Genomic DNA, 26,589 nt, shown 5'->3' with positions numbered 1-26,589 from the left:
CGCAGCCGCATCCATCGAACGAAGGAAACCGATCGCCATGACCGCAGACATGCCCGTACGCCGGCCCGGTCCGTTCCGGTGGATCGCTTATGTGATCGCGGTATTCGCCGTGGCGTGGTTCGCGACGCAGGCGTTCTACTTCGCGCAGATCGCCGTGTGGAACTACGCGAATCCAGGCTCGACCGCATTCATGCGTTCCGACGCGTGGCGCCTGTCCGACGATCGCCCCGATCTGTCGATCCAGCACACATGGGTCCCGTACGACCAGATCTCGCACAACCTGAAGCGCGCAATCATCGCGTCCGAAGATGCGAACTTCGTCAACAACAACGGCTACGAGACCGACGCAATCCTGCAGGCGTGGGAGAAGAACAAGGCGCGCGGCAAGATTGTCCGTGGCGGTTCGACGATTACGCAGCAACTGGCGCGCAACCTGTTCCTGTCGCGGGAAAAGAGCTACATCCGCAAGGGGCAGGAGTTGATCATCACGTGGATGCTCGAAACGCTGATGGACAAGGAGCGGATCTTCGAGATCTATTTGAATTCGGTGGAGTGGGGCAACGGCGTGTACGGCGCGGAAGCAGCCGCGCATTACTACTACCGCACGTCAGCGGCGAAGCTGAATGGCTGGCAGTCGGCGCGGCTTGCGGTGATGCTGCCGCGACCCAAATACTTCGACGAGCATCGTGGTTCGGCGTACCTCAGGCAGCGCGCTGGTGTGATCGCACACCGGATGGGCACGGCCGAACTGCCGGACGATTGAACGTTCACGCCGCGCAGTAGTTCACTGCCGCGCGGTGCGCAGATTGTCGGGCATCGGCTGATTGAAGTTCGTGCGGAACGGGTTGATGTCGAGACCGCCGCGGCGCGTGTAGCGCGCGTAGACCGCGAGCTTCAGCGGCTGGCACTCACGCATGATGTCGATAAAGATGCGCTCGACGCACTGCTCATGAAAACCGGTGTGATTGCGATACGAGATCAGGTAGCGCAATAGCCCAGCATGATCGATCTGCGGGCCGACGTAGTGAATCTGCACGCTGCCCCAATCCGGTTGCCCGGTCACCGGGCAATTCGATTTCAACAGGTCGGATATCAGCGTTTCTTCTACCGGTGCTTCTGTCAAAGCGGACTTCAGCAGCGATGGGTCCGGATGATAAACGTCCGTGTCGAGATCGAGCCGATCGAGCGACAGTCCATCAAATTCCTCCAGTTGCAGCTTGCCGAATTCGAACGGCGACGCGAAATGCACCGAAACGGTCGCACCGCACGCGGCCGATACATCGCGTCGAATTGTGTCGCGTACGGCGTCGGCAGAATCGAACACGGTTTGCGCGAACGAGCCGAGATACAGCTTGAACGACTTCGACTCGACGATGTTTGCGGAATCGGCGGGGACGTAGACGGTCGCGATCGCGATCTGCGGTTTGCCACGCGAATTGAGCCACGATAGCTCATACGCGTTCCAGATGTCGGTGCCGAAGAACGGCAACTGCGCGCCGATGCCGATCTGTTCGCGCGCGAGGTTGCGCGCGATCGGAAACAGCAGGCTGGCGTCGTACTGTTCGGTGTAAGCGGTGGCTTTGCCTAGCGGCGAGTGTTCGGGAGTCGTGTTCATGGTGTTGGTGCGTTGACGATGCCACTCATGACGTGCCCGGTCGCTGTCACGCCGCGGGCCGATTCGCAGTGGCTGATCTGATCGTCGAAGAAAAAATCCGGCTCGAACTCGCGCAGGAATGCGCCTTTGTCGAGGCCGCCCAGAAACATCGCTTCGTCGATTTCAATGTTCCAGGCCATCAAGGTACGGATCGCGCGTTCGTGCGCGGGCGCCGAACGTGCGGTGACGAGCGCGGTGCGGATGCGCATCGGCGAGGCTTCGTCGGCGAGTTTTTGCAGGCGGTGCAATGCGCCTAGCAGTGGTTTCAAAGGACCGTCCGCTAACGGCAGATCCTTGTTGTCGATCTCGTGACCAACGAACGCGCGCAAGCCGTCTTTCTGAAACACGCGTTCGGCTTCGTCGGAGAAGAGCACGGCGTCACCGTCGAAGGCAATGCGGATTTCGTCGGGATACTTGCCGGCCACTTTCGCCGATTGCGGCAACACGCGCGCAGCTGGAAAACCGGCGGCCAGCGCATCGCGCACATCGTCCTGATTCGCTGACAGAAATAGCGATGCATTGAGCGGCTTCAGGTACGCGAACGGCGGCCGCCCGCGTGTGAAAACGCCGCGCTCGACGGTGAGGCCGTGCGCGCGGCACGAACTGAATGCGCGCAATCCGCTGATCGGATCGCTGCGCGACAGGATCACCACTTCGACGCGATGCTCGCCGGTATTCAGCGCGAGTAGTTTGCGGATCAGCGGAAACGCAACGCCCGGTTTGGCCGGCACATTCAGACGCGCGCGCTGTAATGCTTCATACGCGCGCAGGTTGCCTTCCTCGTAGACGTGGTTCTCTTCCTCGAAATCGAAGAGTGCACGCGACGAGATCGCGACGACCAGTTTGTCTTCGAGCGAAATCGGCATCTGCGCGGCGGCTCCGGGTTACGCGAGGAACAACCGGTACACCGGATTCGCGCTTTCGTCCCAATACTGATAACCGAGCGTGGCGAGAAAGCGGTTGAACGCGGCGTCTTCCGTGGCCGGCACCTGGATGCCGACGAGGATCGAACTGGTGTCCGCACCCTGGTTCCGGTAATGGAACAGGCTGATATTCCAGTTCGGCGCCATCGACGACAGGAAACGCATCAGCGCACCCGGCCGCTCGGGAAACTCGAAGCGGAACAGGCGTTCGTCATGCGCGAGCGGCGAATGGCCGCCGACCATATAGCGGATGTGCTGCTTCGACAGTTCGTCGCCGGTCAGGTCGACGGTGGCGAAGCCGTGCGCCTCGAAATTCCTCGCAATTTCCGCCGATTCTTCGCGATTCCTGATCTGCACGCCGCAGAAGATCTGCGCGGAACTCGCATCCGCGATCCGGTAATTGAACTCGGTGACGCTGCGCGTGCCGACCAGTTCGCAGAAGCGTTTGAAGCTGCCGCGCTCTTCGGGGATCGTCACGGCGAACACCGCTTCGCGCGCCTCGCCGACTTCGGCGCGTTCGGCGACGAAACGCATCCGGTCGAAGTTCATGTTCGCACCGGAGGTGATCGAGATCAGCGTCTGGTTCTCGATGCCTTCGCGCTCGACATACTGCTTCGCACCCGCGACCGCCAGCGCGCCGGCCGGTTCGAGCAGGCTGCGCGTGTCCTGGAAGACATCCTTGATGGCTGCGCAAAGCGCGTCGGTATCGACGATCAGGATGTCGTCGAGATACTCGCGACACAGGCGGAAGGTTTCTTCGCCGACCAGCTTGACAGCGGTGCCGTCGGAGAACAGGCCGACTTCGTTGAGCGTGACGCGCTCGCCGGCCTTGATCGACTGCGCCATCGCACAGGAGTCGTCGGTCTGGACACCGATCACCTTGATCTCCGGCCGGATCGACTTGACGTACGCCGCCACGCCGGACGCGAGCCCGCCGCCGCCGATCGGCACGAAGATCGCGTGGATCGGGCCTTGATGCTGGCTCAGGATCTCCATCGCGACGGTGCCCTGGCCGGCGATCACATACGGGTCGTCGAACGGATGGACGAACGTGAGGCCGCGCTCCTCCTGCAACTGCGCGGCATGGGTATACGCGTCGCTGTAAGACTCGCCCACTTGCACGACTTCGACCGTTGGGCCGCCGTGCGCACGCACCGCATCGACTTTCACCTGCGGCGTCGTAACGGGCACGACGATGATCGCCTTCACGCCCATGCGCGCCGCCGACAGCGCCACGCCCTGTGCATGATTCCCCGCCGACGCCGTAATCACGCCGCGCGCGAGCGCGTCGGCGGGAATGTGCGCCATCTTGTTGTACGCGCCGCGCACCTTGAACGAGAACACCGGTTGGTTGTCTTCACGCTTCAGGTAAATCGGATTGCGCAGCCGTGCGGACAGATTCCGTGCAGGTTCCAGTTCGGTTTCGCGGGCCACGTCGTAGACGCGCGCGGTGAGGATTTTCTTTAAATAGTCGTGAGAAGCCATGCGAGTGGCGCGTAATGCGCTTGAAAAGGCGGTAAATGACGTAAAAGGCCAATGATAGCGCCAACCGCTCGCGCTCAGGACCTAACCTCGGTGCTTGCCGCCCGGGTTGGGCGAATGCGTTTGCCTTGTGCTGGCCATTCACAGGTTCGCCGATACGTCGACCGCATAGCCGACCGACCGGTCGCCGAATCGCCCGGTCAGCGGGCTCCGGCGGTGCCTGCGAATGCCTGCTGCAGCGCGATACAGGCTCCGACGTGGGCGCCGATCATGCGGTAGAATCCGGTTTTGGAACAAGGATCGGAAGATGCACTGGCAGCCTCAGATCGCCCATTTAATGCCCGCACCGCGTGAGTCCCGTCCCGCGGCGCAGCGGCATGTGCGGCACGCACGATCGTGTAGCGGTATCTGAGCGCCGCGAAGCGGCCAGCGTGTGTCATCCGCTGGCAGGGCTTCGCACTCCAGAGAAGAAGATTTTCAAGCATTGCGCCCCACGCGCATCGTCAGCGGGCCTCTCGTCGAGAGGTACGCCGCTGACCTACCGAGTCGTCCGAACATGAACGCACCTCAAGTTTTCGATCCCAACGGGGCCGCTGCCGCGGTGGCCGCCGATCCGGAACCGCGCTTGCGCGAAATCCCCTACAACTACACGTCGTTCTCCGATCGCGAAATCGTCATCCGTTTGTTGGGCGATGAAGCGTGGAATGCCCTCGCCGAACTGCGTGCCGAACGCCGCACCGGTCGCTCGGCACGGATGCTGTACGAAGTGCTCGGCGACATCTGGGTCGTGCGTCGCAATCCGTATCTGCAGGACGATCTGCTCGACAACCCGAAGCGCCGCGCGCTGCTGATCGAAGCACTCAATCACCGTCTCAACGAAATCGAAAAACGTCGTCGTGCCGATCTGACCGCGCATGGCGACGAGGCCGGTGTGGGTCGTGCCGCTCGAGTGGAAACGCTGGTCGTCGCCGCGCGCCGTGCGATCGATGCGTTCGCCGGCGAATTCGACAAGATGGCAGAACTGCGCCGTCGCGCGACCAAAGTGCTGGGCCGCCGGACGCAGAAGGACAACATCAAGTTCGATGGCCTGTCGCGCGTCTCGCACGTCACCGATGCCACCGACTGGCGCGTCGAGTACCCGTTCGTCGTGCTGACACCGGACACAGAGGAAGAGATCGCCGGTCTCATCAAGGCCTGCTTCGAACTCGGACTCACCGTGATTCCGCGTGGCGGCGGTACCGGCTATACGGGCGGCGCGCTGCCGCTCACACCGTTCTCCGCCGTGATCAACACCGAAAAGCTCGAACAGCTCGGCGCCGTCGAACTGACGGATCTGCCCGGCGTCGCGCGCAAGGTGCCGACCATTTATTCCGGCGCGGGCGTCGTCACGCGTCGCGTGACCGAAGCCGCCGAGCAGGCGGGCTATGTGTTCGCGGTCGATCCGACATCGCTCGATGCATCGTGTATCGGCGGCAATGTCGCGATGAATGCGGGTGGCAAGAAGGCCGTGCTGTGGGGCACCGCGCTCGACAATCTCGCGTGGTGGCGGATGGTCGATCCCGAAGGCAACTGGCTCGAAATCACCCGGCTCGATCACAACCTCGGCAAGATTCACGACATCGCAGTGGCGCGCTTCGAACTGAAGTGGTTCGACGGCGAATATGCGCCGGGCGAGAAGCTGTTGCGTACCGAAGCGCTCGATATCGAAGGGCGCCGGTTCCGCAAGGAAGGGCTCGGTAAGGACGTTACCGATAAATTCCTCGCCGGTTTGCCTGGCGTGCAGAAAGAAGGCTGCGACGGGCTCATCACATCCGCGCGCTGGGTGCTGCACAAGATGCCCGCGAATATACGCACGGTCTGCCTCGAATTCTTCGGTCAGGCGCGCGAGGCGATTCCGAGCATCGTCGAGATCAAGGACTACCTGTTCGAAACCTCGAAGCAGGGCGGCGCGATACTCGCGGGTCTCGAGCATCTCGACGAGCGCTATCTGCGCGCGGTCGGCTATGCGACCAAGTCGAAGCGCAATGCGTTTCCGAAGATGGTGCTGATCGGCGATATCGTCGGTGACGATGCGGATGCGGTGGCTGCCGCGACCTCGGAAGTCGTGCGCATGGCCAACGGCAAGAGCGGCGAAGGGTTCGTCGCGGTGAACGCGGAAGCGCGCAAGCGCTTCTGGCTCGACCGCAGCCGCACGGCCGCGATCGCGAAGCATACCAACGCGTTCAAGATCAACGAAGACGTCGTGATCCCGCTGAACCGGATGGGCGAATACACCGACGGTATCGAGCGGATCAACATCGAGCTGTCGATCAAGAACAAGCTACAACTGCTCGACGCGCTCGAGGTGTTCTTTAAGTCGGGCAAGCTGCCGCTCGGCAAGAGCGACGACGCGAACGAGATTCCGAGCGCCGAACTGCTTGAAGACCGTGTGCAGCAGGCGCTCGATCTGCTCAAAGCCGTGCGGGCGCGTTGGGAGTTTCTGCGCGACCGGCTCGATATGTCGTTGCGCGAGGCGCAGCACTACATGGTGCAACTCGGCTATGCGGGGCTCGCGGAGAAATTCGCCGATCGCGTCGACGAGCAACCGGGCGTGACGGTGTTTGACATCACCCAGGACCGCACGGTACGTGTGTCGTGGAAGCAGGAGATTCGCGCGGAACTGCGGCAGATTTTCAACGGCGGCGAGTTCAAGCCGATCCTCGAAGAAGCTCAGGCGATCCACAAGCAGGTGCTGCGCGGCCGTGTGTTCGTCGCGCTGCACATGCACGCCGGCGACGGCAACGTGCACACCAACCTGCCGGTCAACTCCGACAACTACGAGATGCTGCAGGACGCCCACACGGCAGTCGCACGCATCATGAAGCTTGCGCGTTCGCTGGATGGGGTGATTTCCGGCGAGCACGGCATCGGTATTACGAAGCTGGAGTTCCTGACCGAAGAAGAGATCAGCGAATTCCGCGCGTACAAGCAGCGCGTCGATCCGCACGGGCGCTTCAATGCGGGCAAGCTGCTCGCCGGCGCGGATCTGCGCAACGCCTACACGCCGAGCTTCGGGCTGATGGGCTATGAATCGCTAATCATGCAGCAGTCCGACATCGGCGCGATCGCCGATTCGGTGAAGAACTGCCTGCGCTGCGGCAAGTGCAAGCCGGTGTGCGCGACCCACGTGCCGCGCGCGAACCTGCTGTATAGCCCGCGCAACAAGATTCTCGCTACCTCGCTGCTGATCGAGGCGTTCCTGTATGAAGAGCAGACGCGCCGCGGCGTGTCGATCAAGCACTGGGACGAGTTCAACGATGTCGCCGATCACTGCACCGTCTGCCACAAGTGCGTGACGCCGTGCCCGGTGAAGATCGACTTCGGCGACGTGACGATGAACATGCGCAACCTGCTGCGCAAGATGGGCAAGAAGAAGTTCAACGCGGGCAATGCGGCCGGCATGTTCTTCCTGAACGCGACGAATCCGCAGACCATCAATCTCGCGCGCACTGCGATGATGGGCATCGGTTACAAGGCGCAGCGCCTGGGCAACGACGTGCTGAAGAAGTTCACGAAGAAGCAGACCGCGCATCCTCCCGCGACGGTCGGCAAACCCGCGGTCACGCAGCAGGTGATCCATTTCATGAACAAGAAGATGCCGGGCAACCTGCCGAAGAAGACGGCGCGGGCGCTGCTCGACATCGAAGACAACAAGGTTGTGCCGATCATCCGCAATCCAGGAACGACTACCGTTGACTCCGAAGCGGTGTTCTACTTCCCTGGTTGCGGATCGGAGCGGCTCTTCTCGCAGGTTGGTCTCGCGACCCAGGCGATGCTCTGGGAAGCGGGCGTGCAGACCGTGCTGCCGCCAGGCTATCTGTGCTGCGGTTATCCGCAGCGCGGTTCGGGCCAGTTCGACAAGGCCGAGAAGATCGTCACCGATAACCGCGTGCTGTTTCATCGCGTCGCGAATACGCTGAACTATCTCGACATCAAGACGGTGGTGGTGTCGTGCGGGACCTGCTACGACCAGCTCGCCGGTTACGAATTCGAGAAGATCTTCCCGGGCTGCCGGATCATCGATATTCACGAGTTCCTGCTCGAGAAGGGCATCAAGCTCGATGGCGTGTCGGGTACGCGCTACATGTATCACGACCCGTGCCACACGCCGATCAAGACGATGGACCCGATCAAGCTTGTGAACGAGCTGATGGGCTCCGCCAACGACGGCTACACGATCGAGAAGAACGATCGCTGCTGTGGTGAGTCGGGCACGCTCGCGGTCACGCGGCCGGACGTTTCGACGCAGGTGCGGTTCCGCAAGGAAGAGGAAATCCGCAAGGGCGCGGCGAAACTGCGGGATATTCCGGTGCTGTCGGCGGCTGGCGGAAACGGCGCGAATGGTGTGGGCAGCGCGGGTGCTGTGCCGCAGACGGTGGATGCGGTTCAGCAGAACGGCGCGAATGGTACGAACGGTGCGAGCGGCGCCAAGGGCCAGCCCGACGTAAAAATCCTCACGAGCTGCCCGTCCTGCCTGCAAGGGTTATCGCGCTACAACGAGGACGCGAACATCGAAGCCGATTACATCGTCGTCGAAATTGCGCGTCACGTGCTGGGCGAAAACTGGATGGCGGACTACGTGCAACGGGCGAACAATGGCGGAATCGAGCGCGTGCTGGTCTAATTGCACGCATTACGTATCCGTCCGAGGACGACCATGGACTGTATATTCTGCCGCGAAGATGGCGGCGATGTGCTGTGGAAGGACGACACGCTGCGTGTCGTCCTGGCCGACGAGCAGGACTATCCGGGCTTTTGCCGGGTGATCTGGGGTGCGCACGTCGCCGAGTTTTCCGATCTTTCCGCCGCCGAGCGCGACCGTGTGATGCGCGCGGTCTATGCGGTCGAACGGGCGATGCGGCGTGTGCTGCAACCGGTCAAGGTGAATCTCGCGAGCCTCGGCAACCAGGTACCGCACGTGCACTGGCATGTCATTCCGCGCTTTTCCAACGACGCCCACTTCCCGCTGCCGATCTGGGCGCCGCGCCAGCGCACGGTGTCGGAGGCGCTGCTGGCGTCGCGCCGCGCGCAGGCCACACTGCTGCGCGACGCGGTACGCAGCGAAATCGAACTTGCTCTAGCGTGAGCGGATTGAGCGCTCCCCAAACCTGTCGCTTCGCGCCAGCCCCCCGAGGGAGTGAGAAAACCCCGGGGCGGCCCGGCGTTTTTCTTACGAGGCCAATATGAGTGGATTGACTCCCGACACGCCGGTGCCAACCGGCGTCGTCGTGCATGCGGTATCGCGCGTGCTCGAATTGCAGTACGCGGACGGCGCGAGCTACCGGGTCCCGTTCGAACTGTTGCGCGTGTATTCTCCGTCCGCCGAGGTACGCGGCCACGGTCCCGGCCAGGAAACACTGCAGACGGGCAAGCGCGACGTCACGATCACCTCGCTCGAGGGCGTCGGCAACTACGCTTTGCAACCGACTTTCTCCGACGGGCATTCGACGGGGCTTTATTCGTGGGATCTGCTGTACGACCTTGCAGTTCGTCAGGATGAACTCTGGGCCGAATACATCGCCAAACTGGCAGCGGCCGGTGTCGACCGCGACGCACCGATGGCCGCGCCGGCCGCAGCGCACGGCCACCGTCACTGATACGATCCAGCCTGACTGCCGCAACGATGCGGCGCAACAATCGAGAATACGCGAAAGGAACGAGCGCGATGAGCAAAACCCACTTCGGCTTCCAGACAGTCGACGAACAGGACAAGGCGAAGAAGGTGGCGGGCGTGTTCCACTCCGTTGCCTCCAACTACGACCTGATGAACGACCTGATGTCGGGCGGACTGCACCGGGCGTGGAAGGCTTTCACGATCTCGCAGGCGGCGGTACGGCCGGGTTTCCGGGTACTCGACATTGCCGGCGGTACGGGCGATCTGTCGAAGGCGTTCGCAAAACAGGCCGGCCCGACCGGCGAGGTCTGGCTCACCGATATCAATGAGTCGATGCTGCGCGTTGGCCGCGACCGGTTGCTCGACAAGGGCGTGATCACACCGGCGCTGTTGTGCGACGCGGAAAAAATTCCGTTCCCGGACAACTACTTCGACGTGGTCACCGTGGCGTTCGGGTTGCGCAACATGACGCATAAAGACGGCGCGCTCGCGGAAATGCAGCGCGTGCTGAAGCCGGCTGGCCGCCTGCTGGTGCTGGAATTCTCGAAAGTGTGGGACCCGCTCAAGAAGGCTTACGACGTCTATTCGTTCAAGGTGCTGCCGTGGCTCGGCGAGCGCTTCGCGAAGGACGCCGAGAGCTACCGCTATCTGGCGGAATCGATCCGGATGCACCCGGACCAGGAAACTTTGAAGACGATGATGGAACAAGCTGGCCTCGATGGCGTCAAATATTACAATTTGTCAGCTGGCGTGGTAGCCTTACACGTGGGGACAAAGTATTAGCACCCATATCCCATTGTCTTAAAAGGATTTTTATCATGTCTGACGCGCGTTCGTTACCTTCCAAAAAGCTTTCATCATCTTGGGCGAAGCGAATTGGCACGTTCGCGATGGTCGGTCTGATCGTCGCTGGAACGTTTGCTTCGCTCGATGCCGAGGCACGTCGCATGGGCGGCAGCCGTAGCATCGGCCGCCAGTCGTCGACGGTTACGCAGCGTCAGGCGACACCGCCCGCGCAGCCCGGCCAGCCGATGCAGCAGTCGGGGCAAGCCGCCCAGGCACAGCGCGGTGCCCAACCCACACCGGCCGCAGCGCCTAACCGTTCGCGCTGGCTCGGACCGATCGCCGGTCTCGCCGCAGGTCTCGGGATTGCCGCGTTGCTGTCCCATTTCGGTCTGGGCGAAGCATTCGCCGGCGCCATGGCGAATTTCCTCGTAATCGCCGCCATCGCGATGCTCGCTATCTGGCTGATCCGCCGCTTCATGAACCGCAAGCGCGACACCGCAACGCCGGCCTACGCAGGCGGCGCGCCGTCGTTGAATGCGGGCGGTACCGGCTATACGCAGGAACCGCGCTATAACGCGCCGGTGCAACAGATCGGCTCGTTCGGGACGCAGTCCGCCCCCAGCATTGCAACGACCGCGGCCGTGCCGGTGGATTTCGATTCCGAGACGTTCCTGCGCAATGCCAAGGTCTACTTCGTGCGGCTGCAGGCCGCATGGGATAGCGGCAACATGGCCGACATCCGCGAATTCACCACGCCCGAAATGTTCGCCGAAGTGAAGGTGGACCTGGATTCGCGCGGCTCGCAGGCAAACCAGACCGATGTGGTCCAGTTGAACGCCGATCTGCTCGGCGTCGAAGAGCGCAGCGACGAATATTTCGCCAGCGTGCGTTTCTCGGGGCTGATTCGCGAGACGGCGGGTGCCGCCGCCGAACCGTTCGTCGAAGTGTGGAACCTGTCGAAGTCGACGCGTTCCGGCGAAGGCTGGCTGCTCGCGGGTATCCAGCAAGTCGCCGAGCATTGATGCAGGCCCGCTGAAGCGGGCCTCGTCCGGCCGTTCGGCATAGCAAGGCTGAAAGCGAACGGACGTTACAATAGGAACCCGCGCTGGCACATCGCTGGCGCGGGTTTTTCTTTCCACTGCCGATGACCCTCGCCGCCAAGCCCTTCGCTGCTGCCGTCAACCATCTGCTCGCCCGTGAATCGTGGGCTCGCGAGCGCCTCGCTCCTTACGCCGGCAAGACTGCCCGGCTGTCCTGTCCGCCCGTCTCGATGATCCTGCTGGTGCAGCCGGACGGATATCTCGTCGCGGTCGACGAGAGCGAAGCGCAACAGTTCGACGTCTCGGTGACGGTAGCCGGCGATGCATTGCCGGCGTTTGTCCAGGGCGGTCAGGCCGCGGTGATGAAGCACGTGAAGATCGAGGGCGACGCGGAGTTTGCTACGGCGATCGCGAAGCTGGCCGAGCATCTGCGCTGGGAGCCGGAAGAGGATCTGGCGCGGTTGATCGGCGATGGCCCGGCGTGGCGTGTGGCGACGCTTGCGCGCTCGGTTGGCGATCATGCGCTGCGTACGGGGCGCAACCTCGTCGATTCGGTGGCGGAGTATCTGCTCGATGAGCAGCCGCAACTGGTCCGGCGCGCGGCGCTCGACGATTTCAACGCCGAACTCGCGCGCACCCGCGACACGCTGGCAAGAGCCGAGAAGCGTGTCGAGCGTCTGGAACAGCAGGTCGAAGCCCACGGCGCGTCTGCGCCGGGCGGCGCCGCCAAGTCGCGCGGCACGCGCTAGTCATCGGGCTCACCATGCGTTTTCTGCGTTTCCTCAAGATATTTTTTACGGTCATCCGCTTCGGTCTCGACGAGATGATGCTGAGCCGCGTCAACGACCGCCGCGTGCGGTTGCTGCTGCGGGTGACGACGATCGGCCGGCATTTCGACGAGCCACGCGGTGTGCGGCTGCGTCTGGCGCTTGAAAGTCTCGGGCCGATTTTCGTGAAGTTCGGGCAGGTGCTGTCGACACGGCGCGACCTGCTGCCCGTCGATGTCGCCAACGAACTCGCCAAGCTGCAGGACCAGGTACCGCCGTTCGATTCCGATGTGGCGATCGGTCTGGTCGAGAAATCGCTGGGCGCACCGGTCAGCGTGCTATTCGACGAATTCGAGCGGACGCCGGTGGCGAGCGCGTCGATCGCGCAGGTCCATTTCGCAAAGGTCAAAGCGGGCCAGCACGCGGGCAAACCGGTCGCGGTGAAAGTGCTGCGCCCGAACATGCTTCCGGTGATCGATTCCGACCTCGCGCTGCTGCGTGACATCGCGATCTGGGCCGAGCGTCTGTGGGCCGACGGCAAGCGGCTCAAGCCGCGCGAAGTCGTCGCGGAGTTCGACAAGTACCTGCACGACGAACTCGACCTGATGCGTGAGGCGGCCAACGGCAGCCAGTTGCGGCGCAACTTCGCGGGGCTCGATCTGCTGCTCGTGCCTGAGATGTACTGGGAGTTCTGCACGCCCACCGTGCTCGTGATGGAGCGCATGGTCGGTGTGCCGATCAGCCAGGTCGAGACGCTGCGTGCGGCGGGTGTCGACATTCCGAAGCTCGCGCGCGAAGGCGTCGAGATCTTCTTCACGCAGGTGTTCCGCGACGGTTTTTTCCATGCGGATATGCACCCCGGCAACATCCAGGTCAGTCTCGACCCTGCGCATTTCGGGCGTTATATCGCGCTTGATTTCGGCATCATCGGTGCGCTGTCGGACTTCGACAAGAACTACCTCGCGCAGAACTTCCTCGCGTTCTTCAAGCGCGACTATCACCGGGTTGCCACGCTGCATCTGGAATCCGGCTGGGTGCCGCCTACCACACGCGTCGAAGAGCTGGAAAGCGCGATCCGCGCCGTTTGCGAGCCGTACTTCGACCGTGCGTTGAAGGACATCTCGCTGGGACAGGTGCTGATGCGGCTCTTCTCGACGTCGCGCCGCTTCAACGTCGAGATCCAGCCGCAACTCGTGCTGCTGCAGAAGACCATGCTCAACGTCGAAGGACTCGGCCGCTCGCTCGACCCCGAGCTCGACTTGTGGAAGACCGCGAAGCCGTATCTCGAACGCTGGATGAACGAGCAGATCGGTCTGCGAGGCTGGTACGAACGTCTGAAGATCGAAGCGCCGCAATGGAGCAAGACGCTGCCGCAGTTGCCGCGCCTGATCCACCACATGCTGGCCGAACGCCACGAAGCCCAGCGCGGCCCGAACGACGACATGGTCCGGCAGATCCTGCTCGAGCAGAAGCGCACGAACCGGTTGCTGCAAGGCCTGCTGATCTTCGGTATTGCGGTGGGTGTCGGCGCGGTGCTCGCGCGCACCTGGATTGCATTGGCCTACGGCGGTTGATGTGATCGCCGGATTCGACGGAGTTTCTTCATGACCGAACCATCTCGCCCCGACGTGCCAGCCGTGCCCACCTTTGCGACCCGCGATCCCAATTCGCCCGATTTCTGGGACGAACGCTTCGAGCACGGCTTCACGCCCTGGGACCAGGCGGGGGTGCCGGCCGCATTTCAGTCGTTTGCCACCCGGCACACCGACACGGCGGTGCTGATTCCCGGCTGCGGCAGTGCCTGGGAAGCGCTATGGCTCGCGAACCGCGGCCAACAGGTACGCGCCATCGATTTCGCGCCGGCCGCCGTCGATACGGCGCGCGCGCAGCTTGGCTTACACGGCAACGTCGTCGAACAGGCCGATTTCTTCGCTTACCAGCCGCCGTTTACGCCCGGCTGGATTTACGAGCGCGCATTTCTATGCGCCTTACCGGTCGCGCGCCGCGCCGACTATGCGCAACAGATGGCCCGTCTGCTCCCACCGGGCGGCTTTCTGGCAGGGTTCTTTTTCTTCGGTATGGAGCCTAAAGGGCCGCCGTTCGGCATTGACCGGGCCGAACTAGACGCATTGCTCGCGCAGCACTTCGAGCTGATCGAAGACGAACCGGTTGCCGATTCGATCCCCTTCTTCGCGGGCCGTGAGCGCTGGCTGACGTGGCGTCGCCGCGATTCTCGCCAGGTTTGATTGAATTTCCCTGTCGTCGCCCGCACTTGAGGCGGCAAGCGCCGCGCTGGCCGCGTATTGACCGACCGTTCCCGAAAACCGGAGGCGGGAAACCTTTTGCGGCTATAATTCAAGGCTTTGCAAGCGTTTTCAAGAATTCCGCAGGGAAAGAAACATGCCGATCTACGCTTATCGTTGCGAGTCATGCGGCTTCGCGAAGGATGTCCTTCAGAAGATGAGCGACGCGCCGCTGACTGACTGTCCCGAGTGCGGGAAATCCACCTTCCGCAAGCAGGTGACTGCCGCCGGCTTCCAGCTGAAAGGCTCGGGCTGGTACGTCACGGATTTCCGTGGCGGTAACACGGCGAAGACAAACGGAACGGCCACCGGTGCGAATGCCGCATCGGACGGCGATGCAGCCGCCGCGAAAGGCACCAGCGACAAGGCCGATACGGGCACTTCATCGGGTGCTTCCGAGACATCGGGCGCATCCGCGAATACGGCAGCGGCGCCTGCTGCAGCACCGGCCGCCGCTGCAGCAAGCAGTGCGGGCAGCAAGGGCAGTGGCAGTACATAAGGCTTGCCGCCTGCGCGGCGGCATACATGCCGAACCCGGCCTCGCCGGGCAGGCTCTCTGGCGGTACACATGACGACGAAGAAAACGACGCTCAAATCGGTGTTCCTGACCGGCCTGCTGGTGCTGGTACCTCTCGCCATCACGCTGTGGGTGCTCGGCCTCATCATCGGTACGATGGACCAGACGCTGTTGCTGCTGCCCGAAGCGTGGCAGCCGGAGCGCGCGCTCGGCTTCCGTCTGCCCGGTCTCGGCGCGTTGCTGACGCTGGCGTTCATCTTCATCGTCGGGCTGTTCACGCAGAACTTCATCGGCCAGAAGCTCGTGAAGTGGTGGGAACTGCTGGTGCGCCACATTCCGGTGGTCGGGCCGATCTACACGAGCGTCAAGCAGGTATCGGACACGCTGCTGTCGAGCAACGGCAATGCATTCCGCAAGGCGCTGCTGATCGAATATCCGCGCAAAGGCTCGTACACGATCGCGTTTCTGACCGGTATCCCGGGCGGCGACGTCGTCAATCACCTGAAGGAAGATCACGTCAGCGTGTATGTGCCGACTACGCCGAATCCGACGTCTGGTTTCTTCCTGATGTTGCCGAAGAGCGAAGTCGTCGAACTCGATATGACGGTCGACGCGGCATTGAAGTACATCGTTTCGATGGGCGTGGTCGCGCCGTCCGCGCCGCAGCCGGCGCAGCCGCGTCGCAGCAGCGTCATCGAGCCTCCGCTGTAATGCCGGCGCGCGCCGTTCGCGGATGCGCGCCGTTCAACTAATGCAAAACGAAAGACGAACATCATGTCGATGAGATCTGAATACTGCGGTCTGGTGACCGAACACCTGCTGGGCCAAACCGTGTCGCTGTGCGGCTGGGTGCAACGCCGGCGCGATCATGGCGGCGTCATCTTCATCGATCTGCGCGATCGCGAAGGTCTCGTCCAGGTCGTGTGCGATCCGGATCGTGCCGACATGTTCAAGACCGCCGAAGGCGTGCGCAACGAATTCTGCGTGCAAGTGAAGGGTCTGGTGCGCAACCGCCCGGAAGGCACCGCTAACGCGGGTCTCACGAGCGGCAAGATCGAAGTGCTGTGTCACGAGCTGACCGTGCTGAACGCATCGGTTACGCCGCCGTTCCAGCTCGACGACGATAACCTGTCGGAAACCACGCGTCTTACGCACCGCGTGCTCGATCTGCGCCGTCCGCAGATGCAGCACAACCTGCGTCTGCGCTATCGCGTCGCGATGGAAGTGCGCAAGTATCTCGACGCACGCGGTTTCATCGATATCGAAACACCGATGCTCACGAAGAGCACGCCGGAAGGCGCACGCGATTACCTCGTGCCGTCGCGTACCAACCCGGGTCAGTTCTTCGCATTGCCGCAGTCGCCGCAGCTCTTCAAGCAGCTGCTGATGGTCGCGAACTTCGATCGCTACTACCAGATCGTCAAGTGCTTCCGCGACGAAGACCTGCGCGCCGACCGTCAGCCGGAATTCACGCAGATCGATTGCGAAACGTCGTTCCTCGGCGAGCAGGAGATTCGCGACCTGTTCGAGGACATGACACGCCACGTGTTCAAGGAAACGATCGGTGTCGAACTCGCGTCGACGTTCCCGGTGATGAAGTACTCGGAAGCGATGCAACGCTTCGGTTCGGACAAGCCGGACCTGCGCGTGAAGCTCGAATTCACCGAACTGACCGACGTCATGAAAGACGTCGACTTCAAGGTGTTCAGCACGCCGGCCAACACGAAGGACGGTCGCGTCGCGGCGCTGCGCGTGCCGAAGGGCAGCGAGCTTTCGCGCGGCGACATCGACAGCTACACGGAATTCGTGCGCATCTACGGTGCGAAGGGTCTCGCGTGGATCAAGGTCAACGAAGTCGCGAAGGGCCGTGATGGCCTGCAAAGCCCGATCGTGAAGAACCTGCACGACGCATCGATCGCTGCGATTCTCGAGCGTACCGGTGCAGAAGACGGCGACATCGTGTTCTTCGCCGCTGACCGCGCGAAGGTCGTCAACGACAGCCTCGGCGCACTGCGCCTGAAGATCGGTCATTCGGAATTCGGCAAGGCGAACGGTCTCGTCGAAAGCGGCTGGCAGCCGCTGTGGGTGATCGACTTCCCGATGTTCGAATACGACGAAGAGGACAACCGCTACGTCGCCGCGCACCATCCGTTCACGTCGCCGAAGGACGAGCACCTCGAGTATCTCGAGACCGACCCGGCGCGTTGCCTCGCGAAGGCTTACGACATCGTGCTGAACGGCTGGGAAATCGGCGGCGGCTCGGTACGGATTCACCGCGAGGAAGTGCAGAGCAAGGTGTTCCGTGCGTTGAAGATCGGTCCGGATGAAGCGCGTGCGAAGTTCGGCTTCCTGCTCGACGCGTTGCAATACGGCGCGCCGCCGCACGGTGGGATCGCATTCGGCCTCGACCGCATCGTCACGATGATGGCCGGCGCCGATTCGATTCGCGACGTAATCGCCTTCCCGAAGACGCAACGTGCGCAGGACCTGCTCACGCAGGCGCCGAGCGAAGTCGACGAGCGCCAGCTGCGCGAGTTGCACATCCGTCTGCGTCAGCCGGAGCAAAAGGCGCAATAGGTGCAGTAGGCTTGGCGGCCGCGATCGAATACGGCCAGCACTGCTTGCTCGATGGAATGAAAAGGCGCGTCACGCGCCTTTTCTGCTTTTTGCGTTACAGTCGCCGTAGCGTCCGCTGCCCGACATGCATCGTGCGTCCCACGTGTCCCGTCCGATCACCATGCCGAAACCGCCGAAGATTCCAGAATCCGTTCTTGTCGTCATCTACACGCCCGAGCTCGATGTGCTGATCATCGAACGGGCGGACCATGGGGCCTTCTGGCAATCGGTGACCGGTTCCAAAGACAGCCAGGATGAACCGCTCGCGCAGACGGCCGTGCGCGAAGTCGCAGAAGAGACCGGCATCGTGATCGGTAGCGACGAGGTGCCGCGCGGCGCGCTGCTCGACTGGCAGCATCAGATCGAATACGACATCTATCCGGTGTGGCGTCATCGCTATGCGGAGGGTGTCACGCGTAACACCGAGCACTGGTTCAGCCTGCGGGTGCCGTATTGCATGGACGTCAAGCTCGCACCTCGCGAACACACGGCCTACGAGTGGCTGCCGTATCAGGAAGCAGCAGCGCGCTGCTTCTCGCCATCGAACCGTGAAGCGATCCTGCAACTGCCCTGGCGGCTCTACGCGCGCCGCGACGAGCGTCAGCGATGAGCGCAGGCGGCGTACGGCGTTTCGCGCGGCTTCGGCAGAGCCTGTTCAAGCGGCGCTACTGGTCGAAATACCGCTTTACCGCCGGCAACGATGTGCGGCTGTTCTGCTCCGGGGACGACTTCTTCGGTGCGTTGATCGCCCGTATCGACGCGGCAACTCACGACGTCGCGCTCGAAACCTACATCTTCAGCGACGACGAAGCCGGTCTTGCCGTCGCGGATGCATTAAAGCGCGCTGCTTCGCGTGGCGTGCGGGTACGTGTCATTACCGACGGCATCGGTACTGCGCGCCTGCCAATGTTCAACGACTGGCCGCAAGCCGGCATCGAACACCGGATCTACAATCCGCATCTGTTCGGCCGCTTCGGTTTTTCGCGCACGCATCGCAAGCTGGCGGCCGTCGACGATACCTACGCGTTCTGCGGTGGCATCAACATCGTCGACGACTTCGACCAGAACGGCACGCGTCTGCCGTATTCGCGCTGGGACTTCGCGGTCGAACTGCATGGGCCGGTGGTCGCCGATGTGCGCGACGCATTCGAACAGCAGTGGCAGCGGATTCGCAGCGGACATCGCACCGCGGAATCGCTGCGTCCCGACCTCACGCCTTCACCCGACGATCACCGCAGCCTGCGCCGCGCGCGCCTGCGCACCAGTAGTCATGCGCGGCGTCCGGATCTGCGCAGCGCGGCTGAACCCTACGTGGCATTCATCGCACGCGATAACCTGATCAATCGTCGGGCGATCGAAAAGGCCTACCTCACCGCAATCGGCCAGGCACGCACCGAAGTGCTGCTCGCCAATCCGTACTTCATGCCCGGTCGCAAGCTGCGTCGTGCGTTAGTGTTTGCGGCGCGGCGCGGTATCGATGTGCGGCTCGTAATCGGTCGCAAGGAATTCGCTGCACTCGATTACGCGGTGCCCTTCCTGTATCGCTCGCTGCTGAAAGCCGGCGTGAAGATCGCCGAATATGAAAAGACCATGCTGCACGGCAAGGTCGCGGTGGTCGATTCGAACTGGGCGACGGTCGGGTCGTCGAATCTCGACGCATTGAGTCTCGTGCTCAACAACGAAGCGAATGTGATGCTGGTGCAACATAGGGAAATCGACGAATTGCGCAATGCAATTCTTTTAGCCTTCCGCGACGCGCGCCGTATCGACCTTGCGCGCTACGAGGCCCGTCCGGCGGGCGAGCGGCTCATCAACTGGCTCGCTTACACAGCGTATCGGGCAGTCATGAAACTGCTTACCGTAGGTGGTTACGATTAGCGCTGCGCACTGCTACATCGGCACAGGGCCAGCAAAGAAGGCAAACGGCTCTAAAAAATCGCTCAGTCCCCAGTGGGCGTATGCCGCAGAATTGGAGTCCGGTTAGAAACCGGTTTCTAATAAAGTCCTTGTTTCGCGGGCGGTCGCACCCAATAATAGTACGGCCGTTCGATTTTATTTTGGTCATACCGGAACGGTAAAAGAGCTATGCGAAAAGGCGAACAAACGCGAGTAGCGATTCTCGATGCAGCACTCGATCTGGCAAGCCGCGACGGACTAGAAGGTCTGACGATTGGGTTGCTGGCCGAGCGCATGCAGATGAGCAAGAGCGGCGTGTTCGCGCATTTCGGGTCGCGTGAGGATCTGCAGGTTGAGGTCGTGCGCGAATATCACCGTCGTTTCGAAGACGAGGTGTTTTTCCCGAGTCTGCGCGAGCCGCGCGGGCTGCCGCGTCTACGCGCGATGCTGTCGCGCTGGATCGAAAAACGCATTCAGGAAGTCACGACTGGCTGCATCTATATCAGCGGTGCAGTCGAGTACGACGACCGCGCGGACAGCCAGGTGCGCGAGCAACTGGTGTTGAGCGTCACGATGTGGCGTGCCGCGATGATGCGGGCCATTTCGCAATCGATGGAAGAAGGACATCTGCGCGCGGATACCGATCCGCAACTGATGCTCTTCGAACTGTACAGCTTCTCGCTCGGTCTACATCACGACGCGCGTTTCCTGCATCTGCCGGATGCGGTGCGTCTCACGTGGGCCGCGCTGGAAAAACTGATTGTTTCGTATCAAAGCGAAAGTCGTTAGCGTAGCCGGCCCGGTCCATCGGGTTCGACGACGCCGGCAACCCCACACCCGGGGCTGCGCTGACAGCCGAGCTTAAGTCAACACCTTTGGATTGGAGAGAGTCATGGGACAGTACGCCGCGCCGCTGCGCGACATGCAATTCGTGTTGCACGAGCTGCTCAACGTCGAAGCCGAGATCAAGCAGATGCCGAAGCACGCGGATCTCGACGCGGACACGATCAACCAGGTACTCGAAGAGGCTGGCAAGTTCTGCTCCGAGGTGCTGTTCCCGCTCAACCAGAGCGGCGATCGCGAAGGCTGCACCTACCTGGGCGACGGCGTCGTCACCACGCCGAAGGGCTTCAAGGAAGCGTATCAGCAGTACGTCGAGGCCGGCTGGCCTGCGCTCGGTTGCGATCCGGAATACGGCGGCCAGGGGCTGCCCGCGTTCGTCAACAACGCGCTGTATGAAATGCTGAACTCGGCGAATCAGGCGTGGACGATGTACCCCGGCCTCTCGCATGGCGCGTACGAATGTCTGCACGAGCACGGCACGCCCGACCAGCAGAAGGTCTATCTGCCGAAGCTCGTATCGGGTGTCTGGACCGGCACGATGTGCCTGACCGAACCGCATTGCGGCACCGATCTCGGCATCCTGCGTACCAAGGCCGAACCGAACGGCGACGGCTCGTACGCGATCAGCGGCACGAAAATCTTTATCTCGAGCGGCGAACACGATCTCGCGGAGAACATCGTTCACCTCGTGCTCGCGCGACTGCCGGATGCACCGCAAGGCACGAAGGGCATCTCGCTCTTCATCGTGCCGAAGTTCGTTCCGGATGCAAGCGGCGAACCGGGCGAGCGTAACGGTGTGAAGTGCGGTTCGATCGAACACAAGATGGGCATTCACGCCAACGCAACCTGCGTGATCAATCTCGACAATGCGAAGGGCTGGCTCGTCGGTGAGCCGAACAAAGGCCTGAACGCGATGTTCGTGATGATGAATGCCGCGCGTCTGGGTGTCGGCATGCAAAGTCTCGGCCTCACCGAGATCGCGTATCAGAACTCGCTCGTGTACGCGAAGGAACGTCTGCAGATGCGTTCGCTGACCGGCCCGAAAGCGCCCGAAAAGGCAGCGGATCCGATCATCGTGCATCCGGACGTGCGTCGTATGCTGCTCACGCAAAAGGCCTACGCAGAAGGCGCACGCGCATTCTCGTACTGGTCCGCGCTGCACATCGACAAAGAGTTCTCGCATAGCGACGAAGCGGTCCGCAAGGAAGCCGCCGATCTCGTCGCGCTGCTCACGCCGATCCTGAAAGCGTTCCTGTCGGACAACGCGTTCGAAGGCACGAATCACGCGATGCAGATCTACGGCGGTCACGGCTTCATCACCGAATGGGGCATGGAGCAATACGTGCGCGACGCGCGGATCAACATGATCTACGAAGGCACGAACTCGATTCAATCGCTCGACCTGCTGGGCCGCAAGGTGCTCGGCGACATGGGCGCGAAGCTGAAGCGCTTCGGCAAGCTCGTCACCGATTTCGTCGAAGCCGAAGGCGTGAATCCGGCGATGCAGGAATTCATCAATCCGCTCGCGGATATCGGCGACAAGGTGCAGAAGCTGACGATGGAAATCGGCATGAAGGCGATGCAGAACCAGGATGAAGTCGGCGCTGCCGCTGTGCCGTATCTGCGCACCGTTGGCCACCTGGTGTTCTCGTACTTCTGGGCACGCATGGCGCGCATCGCGCTCGACAAGCAGGCATCTGGCGATCCGTTCTACAAGGCGAAGCTTGCTACGGCGCGCTTCTATTTCGCCCGGTTGTTGCCTGAAACGGCATCGACGATCCGTGCGGCGCGCGCGGGTTCGAAGACGCTGATGGAAGTCGACGAAGCGCTGTTTTAAGCGAGCAGTGCGGGTGCCGTGCGTAGGCCGCGCGGCGCCCGCTACAACTGCTAACGGTACTCGCTCGCGGCGCAACGCCGCGACGGCATCGCGAAACAACGACACATCGTAACGAACCACAGATAGTCCGCTTCGACGCTCATCCGTAGCAGCAGCCGACCCGACCACCCAATCCGCTCCATTTGCAAATTCCGCTGGAGGAACGACGTGAGCAATCTGATCATTCGCAAGGTAGCCGTGCTCGGCGCCGGCGTGATGGGCGCGCAGATCGCTGCGCACCTGATCAACGCCAAGGTGCCGGTGCTCCTTTTCGATCTGCCGGCCAAAGAAGGCCCGAAGAACGCGATCGCGCTGAAGGCGATCGAGAATCTGAAGAAGCTGTCGCCGGCGCCGTTCGGCGTCAAGGACGACGCGCAGTACATCCAGCCCGCGAACTACGACGACGACATCGAGAAGCTCGCGGAATGCGACGTCGTGATCGAAGCGATCGCCGAACGGATGGACTGGAAGCACGACCTGTACAAGAAAGTGTCGCCGCATCTCGCGCCGAACGCGATCTTCGCGAGCAACACGTCGGGTCTGTCGATCACCGAACTGTCGCAAGGCTTTTCGGACGAACTGAAAGCGCGTTTTTGCGGCGTGCACTTCTTCAATCCGCCGCGCTACATGCATCTGGTCGAACTGATCCCGACCACCCACACACGGCCCGAGATTCTCGATCAGCTCGAAACCTTCCTGACGAGCGTCGTCGGCAAGGGCGTCGTGCGAGCGAAAGACACGCCGAACTTCATCGCTAACCGCGTCGGTATCTTCTCGATCCTCGCGGTGATCACCGAGGCCGCGAAGTTCGGTCTGCGCTTCGACGAAGTCGACGATCTGACGGGCAGCCGTCTCGGTCGCGCGAAATCGGCAACGTTCCGCACCGCCGATGTGGTCGGTCTCGACACGATGGCTCACGTCATCAAGACGATGCAGGACAACCTCACCGACGATCCGTTCTTCCCGGTCTACGAGACGCCTGCCGTACTCGCCGAACTCGTGAAGAAGGGCGCGCTTGGTCAGAAGACCGGCGGCGGCTTCTACAAGAAGGAAGGCAAAGCCATCAAGGTGCTCGATCCGAAGACCGGCACCTATGTCGACGGCGGCGCGAAGGCGGATGAGCTGGTCGGCCGGATTCTCAAGCGTCCGGCGGCCGAGCGGCTGAAGCTGCTGCGCGAGTCGGAGCATCCGCAGGCGCAGTTCCTGTGGTCGATCTTCCGCGACGTGTATCACTACATCGCCGTGCATCTCGAGTCGATCGCCGACAACGCACGTGATGTCGATCTCGCTATCCGCTGGGGCTTCGGCTGGAACGAAGGTCCGTTCGAAGGCTGGCAGACCGCCGGCTGGAAGCAGGTTGCCGAGTGGGTGCAGGAAGACATCTCGGCGGGTAAGGCGCTCGCAAATGTGCCGCTGCCTGCGTGGGTGCTCGAAGGCGCGGTTGCGGAGAAGGGCGGCGTGCATACCGCCGAAGGTTCGTGGTCGCCGGCTGCGAAGTCGTTCGTGCCGCGTTCGTCGCTGTCGATCTACGACCGCCAGGTGTTCCGCGCGCCGCTCGTCGGCGAGACGGGTGCCGATCCGAAGACCTACGGCAAGACTCAGTTCGAAACCGATCATGTGCGTGCATGGGTCGATGATCGTGCTGGCGAAGACGATGTGCTGATCGTCTCGTTCAAGAGCAAGATGAACACGATTGGCCCGGGTGTGATCGATGGCCTCACGCAGGCGATCGAACTCGCGGAGAAGGAGTTCAAGGGTCTTGTTGTGTGGCAACCGACTTCGCTGAAGCTCGGCACGCCGGGCGGTCCGTTCTCGGCCGGTGCGAACCTCGAAGAAGCGATGCCCGCGTTCATGATGGGCGGCGCGAAAGGCATCGACCCGTTCGTGAAGAAATTCCAGCACGGCATGCTGCGCGTGAAATACGCGAATGTGCCGGTTATTGCCGCGGTGTCAGGCATTGCGCTCGGCGGTGGTTGCGAACTGGCGCTGCATAGCGCGAAGCGTGTTGCGCACATCGAGAGTTATTTCGGCCTCGTCGAAGTCGGTGTCGGTCTCGTGCCGGCCGGCGGCGGTCTGAAGGAAGCAGCGCTGCGTGCAGCCGAGGCGGCGAGCGCGGCCGGTGCGACGAACGATCTGCTGAAGTTCGTACAGAAGTCGTTTGAAAACGCGGCGATGGCGAAGGTTTCGTCGTCGGCACTCGATGCGCGTGCGATGGGTTATCTGAAGCCCACCGACACGATCGTCTTCAACGTGTTCGAACTGCTCGACATCGCGAAGAAGGAAGCGCGTGCGTTGTCCGCCGCGGGTTACCGTGCGCCGCTGCGTGTCACGCAGGTGCCGGTGGCCGGACGCTCGGCGATCTCGACGATCAAGGCATCGCTCGTCAACATGCGCGACGGCCGCTTCATCAGCGATCACGATTTCCTGATCGCGAGCCGCATCGCGGAAGCGGTGTGCGGCGGCGATGTCGAAGCGGGCAGCCTCGTCGACGAAGAGTGGTTGCTGACTCTTGAGCGCCGCGCCTTCGTGGATCTGCTCGGTACGCAGAAGACACAGGAACGGATCATGGGCATGCTGCAGACCGGTAAGCCGGTTCGCAACTGACCTGACTGAGCGAGCGAACAAAGCAACCCTACGCATGAGGTAGGAGTAAGTGCCAAGGCGCGAACTCCTGCTGACAAGGAGCTGATGACATGAGTAACAAACAAGTGCAGGACGCGTACATCGTCGCCGCCAGTCGCACGCCGATCGGCAAGGCGCCGCGCGGCATCTTCAAGAACACGCGCCCGGACGAACTGCTGGTGCACGCGATCCGCTCGGCGGTCGCGCAGGTGCCGGGTCTCGATACGAAGCTGATCGAAGACGCGATCATCGGTTGCGCGATTCCCGAAGCCGAGCAGGGGCTGAACGTCGCACGGATCGGTGCGCTGCTGGCCGGCCTGCCGAACTCGGTGGGTGGCGTGACAGTGAACCGCTTCTGCGCGTCGGGTGTAACGGCGCTTGCGATGGCGGCGGACCGTATCCGCGTCGGCGAATCGGATGTGATGATCGCGGGCGGTTGCGAATCGATGAGCATGGTGCCGATGATGGGCAACAAGCCGTCGCTGTCGCCGCATATCTTCGAGCGCGATGAGAACGTCGGTATTGCCTACGGCATGGGTTTGACCGCCGAGCGCGTGGCCGAGCGCTGGAAAGTAAGCCGTGAGGCGCAGGACCAGTTCGCCGTCGAGTCGCATCGCAAGGCGCTGGCTGCGCAGCAGTCCGGTGAATTCAACGACGAGATCGCTGCGTTCACGCTGACCGAACGTTTCCCGGATCTCGCCAGCGGCGAAGTGAAGGTGAAGACGCGTGAGATCGGACTCGATGAAGGTCCGCGTCAGGATACGTCGCTCGAAGGTCTGGCGAAGCTGCGGCCGGTGTTTGCGAACAAGGGCTCGGTGACGGCGGGTAACAGCTCGCAGACGTCGGACGGTGCTGGTGCGTTGATCGTCGTGTCCGAGAAGATTCTCAAGCAATTCAATTTGACGCCGCTTGCCCGGTTTGTGAGTTTTGCTGTGCGCGGTGTGCCTCCTGAAATTATGGGGATTGGGCCTAAAGAGGCTATTCCTGCGGCGCTGAAGGCGGCTGGGTTGAAGCAGGATGATATCGACTGGTTCGAGCTTAATGAGGCGTTTGCTGCGCAGGCGTTGGCCGTGATTCAGGATCTGGGGCTTGATGTTTCCAAGGTTAATCCGCTTGGTGGGGCGATTGCTTTGGGGCATCCGCTGGGGGCTACTGGGGCGATTCGGGCTTCTACTGTTGTGCATGGCTTGCGGCGGCGCAATTTGAAGTATGGGATGGTGACGATGTGTGTTGGGACTGGGATGGGGGCTGCGGGGATTATCGAGAGGATGTAGGTTTTTGCCTTGGGCAGCGGCCTTCCTTTGCCTCGGCCGGCGGCTCTTTGTTAGCGCCTCGCGGCGCAGGCGTTGCCCCTGTGCGGGGCGGCACTTACTTTCTTTGCCGCGGCAAAGAAAGTAAGCAAAGAAAGCCGCTCGAAACGTTACCTAGTCCTTTCCGTGTGTAGCCTTCGTGGTCCGCACCTAAGTGTCGCCATCGCACTGACGCGGTAGTGGTTCGAGACGAGATCGTCCCTCGCATCTTCAGCGCTAGTGACAAGGCCGTCATTCATTCCGCTCGCACTACGTGCTCGCGGTTGGGTGACCACTTCGGAAGGCCGCGGGCGGGTCGAGA

General features: G+C 62.2%; 21 protein-coding genes. 18 read left to right on the top strand and 3 right to left on the bottom strand.

Going from position 1 to position 26,589, the window contains the following annotated elements; genetic code table 11:
* The first annotated feature begins 37 nt into the window (after positions 1-37).
* Positions 38-763, top strand: coding sequence for a monofunctional biosynthetic peptidoglycan transglycosylase (mtgA, locus tag FNZ07_RS30620; protein WP_091011010.1), 726 nt, complete (start codon positions 38-40; stop codon positions 761-763).
* Positions 764-784: 21 nt separating this feature from the next.
* Here mtgA and queF read toward each other — a convergent pair whose 3' ends face one another.
* Genes queF through ilvA form a run of 3 tightly spaced genes read right to left on the bottom strand, consistent with a single transcriptional unit; the run spans position 785 to position 4,062 of the window.
* A complete protein-coding gene (queF, locus tag FNZ07_RS30615; RefSeq protein ID WP_091011011.1) occupies positions 785-1,615 on the bottom strand; it encodes an NADPH-dependent 7-cyano-7-deazaguanine reductase QueF in 831 nt (276 codons plus the stop codon).
* Complete coding sequence (locus FNZ07_RS30610) at positions 1,612-2,520, bottom strand: 5'-nucleotidase (protein ID WP_091011012.1); 909 nt, start codon at positions 2,518-2,520, stop codon at positions 1,612-1,614. The genes queF and FNZ07_RS30610 overlap by 4 nt, the downstream gene beginning before the upstream one ends.
* An 18-nt stretch (positions 2,521-2,538) precedes the next feature.
* Complete coding sequence (gene ilvA, locus FNZ07_RS30605) at positions 2,539-4,062, bottom strand: threonine ammonia-lyase, biosynthetic (protein WP_091011013.1); 1,524 nt, start codon at positions 4,060-4,062, stop codon at positions 2,539-2,541.
* Positions 4,063-4,615: 553 nt separating this feature from the next.
* Here ilvA and FNZ07_RS30600 point away from each other — a divergent pair.
* The 17 genes from FNZ07_RS30600 to FNZ07_RS30520 all read left to right on the top strand — a co-directional run bounded on the left by FNZ07_RS30600 (position 4,616) and on the right by FNZ07_RS30520 (position 26,252).
* The gene (locus FNZ07_RS30600; RefSeq protein ID WP_091011014.1) at positions 4,616-8,722 is read left to right on the top strand and encodes a DUF3683 domain-containing protein; all 4,107 of its coding nucleotides are present in this window, start codon (positions 4,616-4,618) and stop codon (positions 8,720-8,722) included.
* Positions 8,723-8,755: 33 nt separating this feature from the next.
* Positions 8,756-9,184, top strand: coding sequence for an HIT family protein (locus tag FNZ07_RS30595; RefSeq protein WP_091011015.1), 429 nt, complete (start codon positions 8,756-8,758; stop codon positions 9,182-9,184).
* 97 nt (positions 9,185-9,281) lie between these two features.
* Positions 9,282-9,695, top strand: coding sequence for a gamma-butyrobetaine hydroxylase family protein (locus FNZ07_RS30590; RefSeq protein ID WP_091011016.1), 414 nt, complete (start codon positions 9,282-9,284; stop codon positions 9,693-9,695).
* Between the two features lie 68 nt (positions 9,696-9,763).
* A complete protein-coding gene (gene ubiE, locus FNZ07_RS30585; protein ID WP_091011017.1) occupies positions 9,764-10,495 on the top strand; it encodes a bifunctional demethylmenaquinone methyltransferase/2-methoxy-6-polyprenyl-1,4-benzoquinol methylase UbiE in 732 nt (243 codons plus the stop codon).
* Positions 10,496-10,530: 35 nt separating this feature from the next.
* The gene (locus tag FNZ07_RS30580) at positions 10,531-11,520 is read left to right on the top strand and encodes a Tim44 domain-containing protein (protein WP_091011018.1); all 990 of its coding nucleotides are present in this window, start codon (positions 10,531-10,533) and stop codon (positions 11,518-11,520) included.
* A 122-nt stretch (positions 11,521-11,642) separates the two neighbouring features.
* Complete coding sequence (locus tag FNZ07_RS30575) at positions 11,643-12,287, top strand: ubiquinone biosynthesis accessory factor UbiJ (protein WP_091011019.1); 645 nt, start codon at positions 11,643-11,645, stop codon at positions 12,285-12,287.
* Between the two features lie 14 nt (positions 12,288-12,301).
* On the top strand, positions 12,302-13,879 hold the full coding sequence (ubiB, locus tag FNZ07_RS30570) for a ubiquinone biosynthesis regulatory protein kinase UbiB (RefSeq protein WP_091011020.1): 1,578 nt from the start codon (positions 12,302-12,304) through the stop codon (positions 13,877-13,879).
* 30 nt (positions 13,880-13,909) lie between these two features.
* The gene (locus FNZ07_RS30565; protein WP_091011021.1) at positions 13,910-14,551 is read left to right on the top strand and encodes a methyltransferase domain-containing protein; all 642 of its coding nucleotides are present in this window, start codon (positions 13,910-13,912) and stop codon (positions 14,549-14,551) included.
* A gap of 154 nt (positions 14,552-14,705) precedes the next feature.
* Positions 14,706-15,107, top strand: coding sequence for an FmdB family zinc ribbon protein (locus FNZ07_RS30560; protein ID WP_091011022.1), 402 nt, complete (start codon positions 14,706-14,708; stop codon positions 15,105-15,107).
* 69 nt (positions 15,108-15,176) lie between these two features.
* A complete protein-coding gene (locus FNZ07_RS30555) occupies positions 15,177-15,836 on the top strand; it encodes a DUF502 domain-containing protein (RefSeq protein WP_091011023.1) in 660 nt (219 codons plus the stop codon).
* A gap of 63 nt (positions 15,837-15,899) precedes the next feature.
* Positions 15,900-17,702 carry an aspartate--tRNA ligase gene (aspS, locus tag FNZ07_RS30550; RefSeq protein ID WP_091011024.1) on the top strand — a complete coding sequence of 601 codons (1,803 nt, stop codon included), beginning with the start codon at positions 15,900-15,902 and terminating at the stop codon, positions 17,700-17,702.
* A 124-nt stretch (positions 17,703-17,826) separates the two neighbouring features.
* Positions 17,827-18,351: a dihydroneopterin triphosphate diphosphatase gene (gene nudB, locus FNZ07_RS30545; RefSeq protein WP_170275863.1), complete on the top strand. Its 525-nt coding sequence runs from the start codon at positions 17,827-17,829 to the stop codon at positions 18,349-18,351.
* A complete protein-coding gene (clsB, locus tag FNZ07_RS30540; RefSeq protein WP_091011026.1) occupies positions 18,348-19,619 on the top strand; it encodes a cardiolipin synthase ClsB in 1,272 nt (423 codons plus the stop codon). The genes nudB and clsB overlap by 4 nt, the downstream gene beginning before the upstream one ends.
* Before the next feature lie 207 nt (positions 19,620-19,826).
* Positions 19,827-20,426, top strand: coding sequence for a TetR/AcrR family transcriptional regulator (locus FNZ07_RS30535; protein ID WP_091011027.1), 600 nt, complete (start codon positions 19,827-19,829; stop codon positions 20,424-20,426).
* Positions 20,427-20,529: 103 nt separating this feature from the next.
* Positions 20,530-22,317 carry an acyl-CoA dehydrogenase C-terminal domain-containing protein gene (locus tag FNZ07_RS30530; protein WP_091011028.1) on the top strand — a complete coding sequence of 596 codons (1,788 nt, stop codon included), beginning with the start codon at positions 20,530-20,532 and terminating at the stop codon, positions 22,315-22,317.
* A 207-nt stretch (positions 22,318-22,524) separates the two neighbouring features.
* Complete coding sequence (locus FNZ07_RS30525; RefSeq protein ID WP_091011029.1) at positions 22,525-24,960, top strand: 3-hydroxyacyl-CoA dehydrogenase/enoyl-CoA hydratase family protein; 2,436 nt, start codon at positions 22,525-22,527, stop codon at positions 24,958-24,960.
* An 89-nt stretch (positions 24,961-25,049) separates the two neighbouring features.
* Complete coding sequence (locus FNZ07_RS30520; RefSeq protein WP_091011030.1) at positions 25,050-26,252, top strand: acetyl-CoA C-acyltransferase; 1,203 nt, start codon at positions 25,050-25,052, stop codon at positions 26,250-26,252.
* The last annotated feature ends 337 nt before the right edge of the window (positions 26,253-26,589 follow it).

This window comes from Paraburkholderia megapolitana (assembly GCF_007556815.1).
GTDB lineage: Bacteria > Pseudomonadota > Gammaproteobacteria > Burkholderiales > Burkholderiaceae > Paraburkholderia > Paraburkholderia megapolitana.
This window is presented reverse-complemented; position numbering and strand designations above follow the sequence as displayed.

Bases quoted from the DNA above. Each gene is read 5' to 3' on its own strand.
- mtgA (WP_091011010.1), top strand. From the start codon at position 38: ATGACCGCAGACATGCCCGTACGCCGGCCCGGTCCGTTCCGGTGGATC.
- queF (WP_091011011.1), bottom strand. From the start codon at position 1,615: ATGAACACGACTCCCGAACACTCGCCGCTAGGCAAAGCCACCGCTTAC.
- FNZ07_RS30610 (WP_091011012.1), bottom strand. From the start codon at position 2,520: ATGCCGATTTCGCTCGAAGACAAACTGGTCGTCGCGATCTCGTCGCGT.
- ilvA (WP_091011013.1), bottom strand. From the start codon at position 4,062: ATGGCTTCTCACGACTATTTAAAGAAAATCCTCACCGCGCGCGTCTAC.
- FNZ07_RS30600 (WP_091011014.1), top strand. From the start codon at position 4,616: ATGAACGCACCTCAAGTTTTCGATCCCAACGGGGCCGCTGCCGCGGTG.
- FNZ07_RS30595 (WP_091011015.1), top strand. From the start codon at position 8,756: ATGGACTGTATATTCTGCCGCGAAGATGGCGGCGATGTGCTGTGGAAG.
- FNZ07_RS30590 (WP_091011016.1), top strand. From the start codon at position 9,282: ATGAGTGGATTGACTCCCGACACGCCGGTGCCAACCGGCGTCGTCGTG.
- ubiE (WP_091011017.1), top strand. From the start codon at position 9,764: ATGAGCAAAACCCACTTCGGCTTCCAGACAGTCGACGAACAGGACAAG.
- FNZ07_RS30580 (WP_091011018.1), top strand. From the start codon at position 10,531: ATGTCTGACGCGCGTTCGTTACCTTCCAAAAAGCTTTCATCATCTTGG.
- FNZ07_RS30575 (WP_091011019.1), top strand. From the start codon at position 11,643: ATGACCCTCGCCGCCAAGCCCTTCGCTGCTGCCGTCAACCATCTGCTC.
- ubiB (WP_091011020.1), top strand. From the start codon at position 12,302: ATGCGTTTTCTGCGTTTCCTCAAGATATTTTTTACGGTCATCCGCTTC.
- FNZ07_RS30565 (WP_091011021.1), top strand. From the start codon at position 13,910: ATGACCGAACCATCTCGCCCCGACGTGCCAGCCGTGCCCACCTTTGCG.
- FNZ07_RS30560 (WP_091011022.1), top strand. From the start codon at position 14,706: ATGCCGATCTACGCTTATCGTTGCGAGTCATGCGGCTTCGCGAAGGAT.
- FNZ07_RS30555 (WP_091011023.1), top strand. From the start codon at position 15,177: ATGACGACGAAGAAAACGACGCTCAAATCGGTGTTCCTGACCGGCCTG.
- aspS (WP_091011024.1), top strand. From the start codon at position 15,900: ATGTCGATGAGATCTGAATACTGCGGTCTGGTGACCGAACACCTGCTG.
- nudB (WP_170275863.1), top strand. From the start codon at position 17,827: ATGCATCGTGCGTCCCACGTGTCCCGTCCGATCACCATGCCGAAACCG.
- clsB (WP_091011026.1), top strand. From the start codon at position 18,348: ATGAGCGCAGGCGGCGTACGGCGTTTCGCGCGGCTTCGGCAGAGCCTG.
- FNZ07_RS30535 (WP_091011027.1), top strand. From the start codon at position 19,827: ATGCGAAAAGGCGAACAAACGCGAGTAGCGATTCTCGATGCAGCACTC.
- FNZ07_RS30530 (WP_091011028.1), top strand. From the start codon at position 20,530: ATGGGACAGTACGCCGCGCCGCTGCGCGACATGCAATTCGTGTTGCAC.
- FNZ07_RS30520 (WP_091011030.1), top strand. From the start codon at position 25,050: ATGAGTAACAAACAAGTGCAGGACGCGTACATCGTCGCCGCCAGTCGC.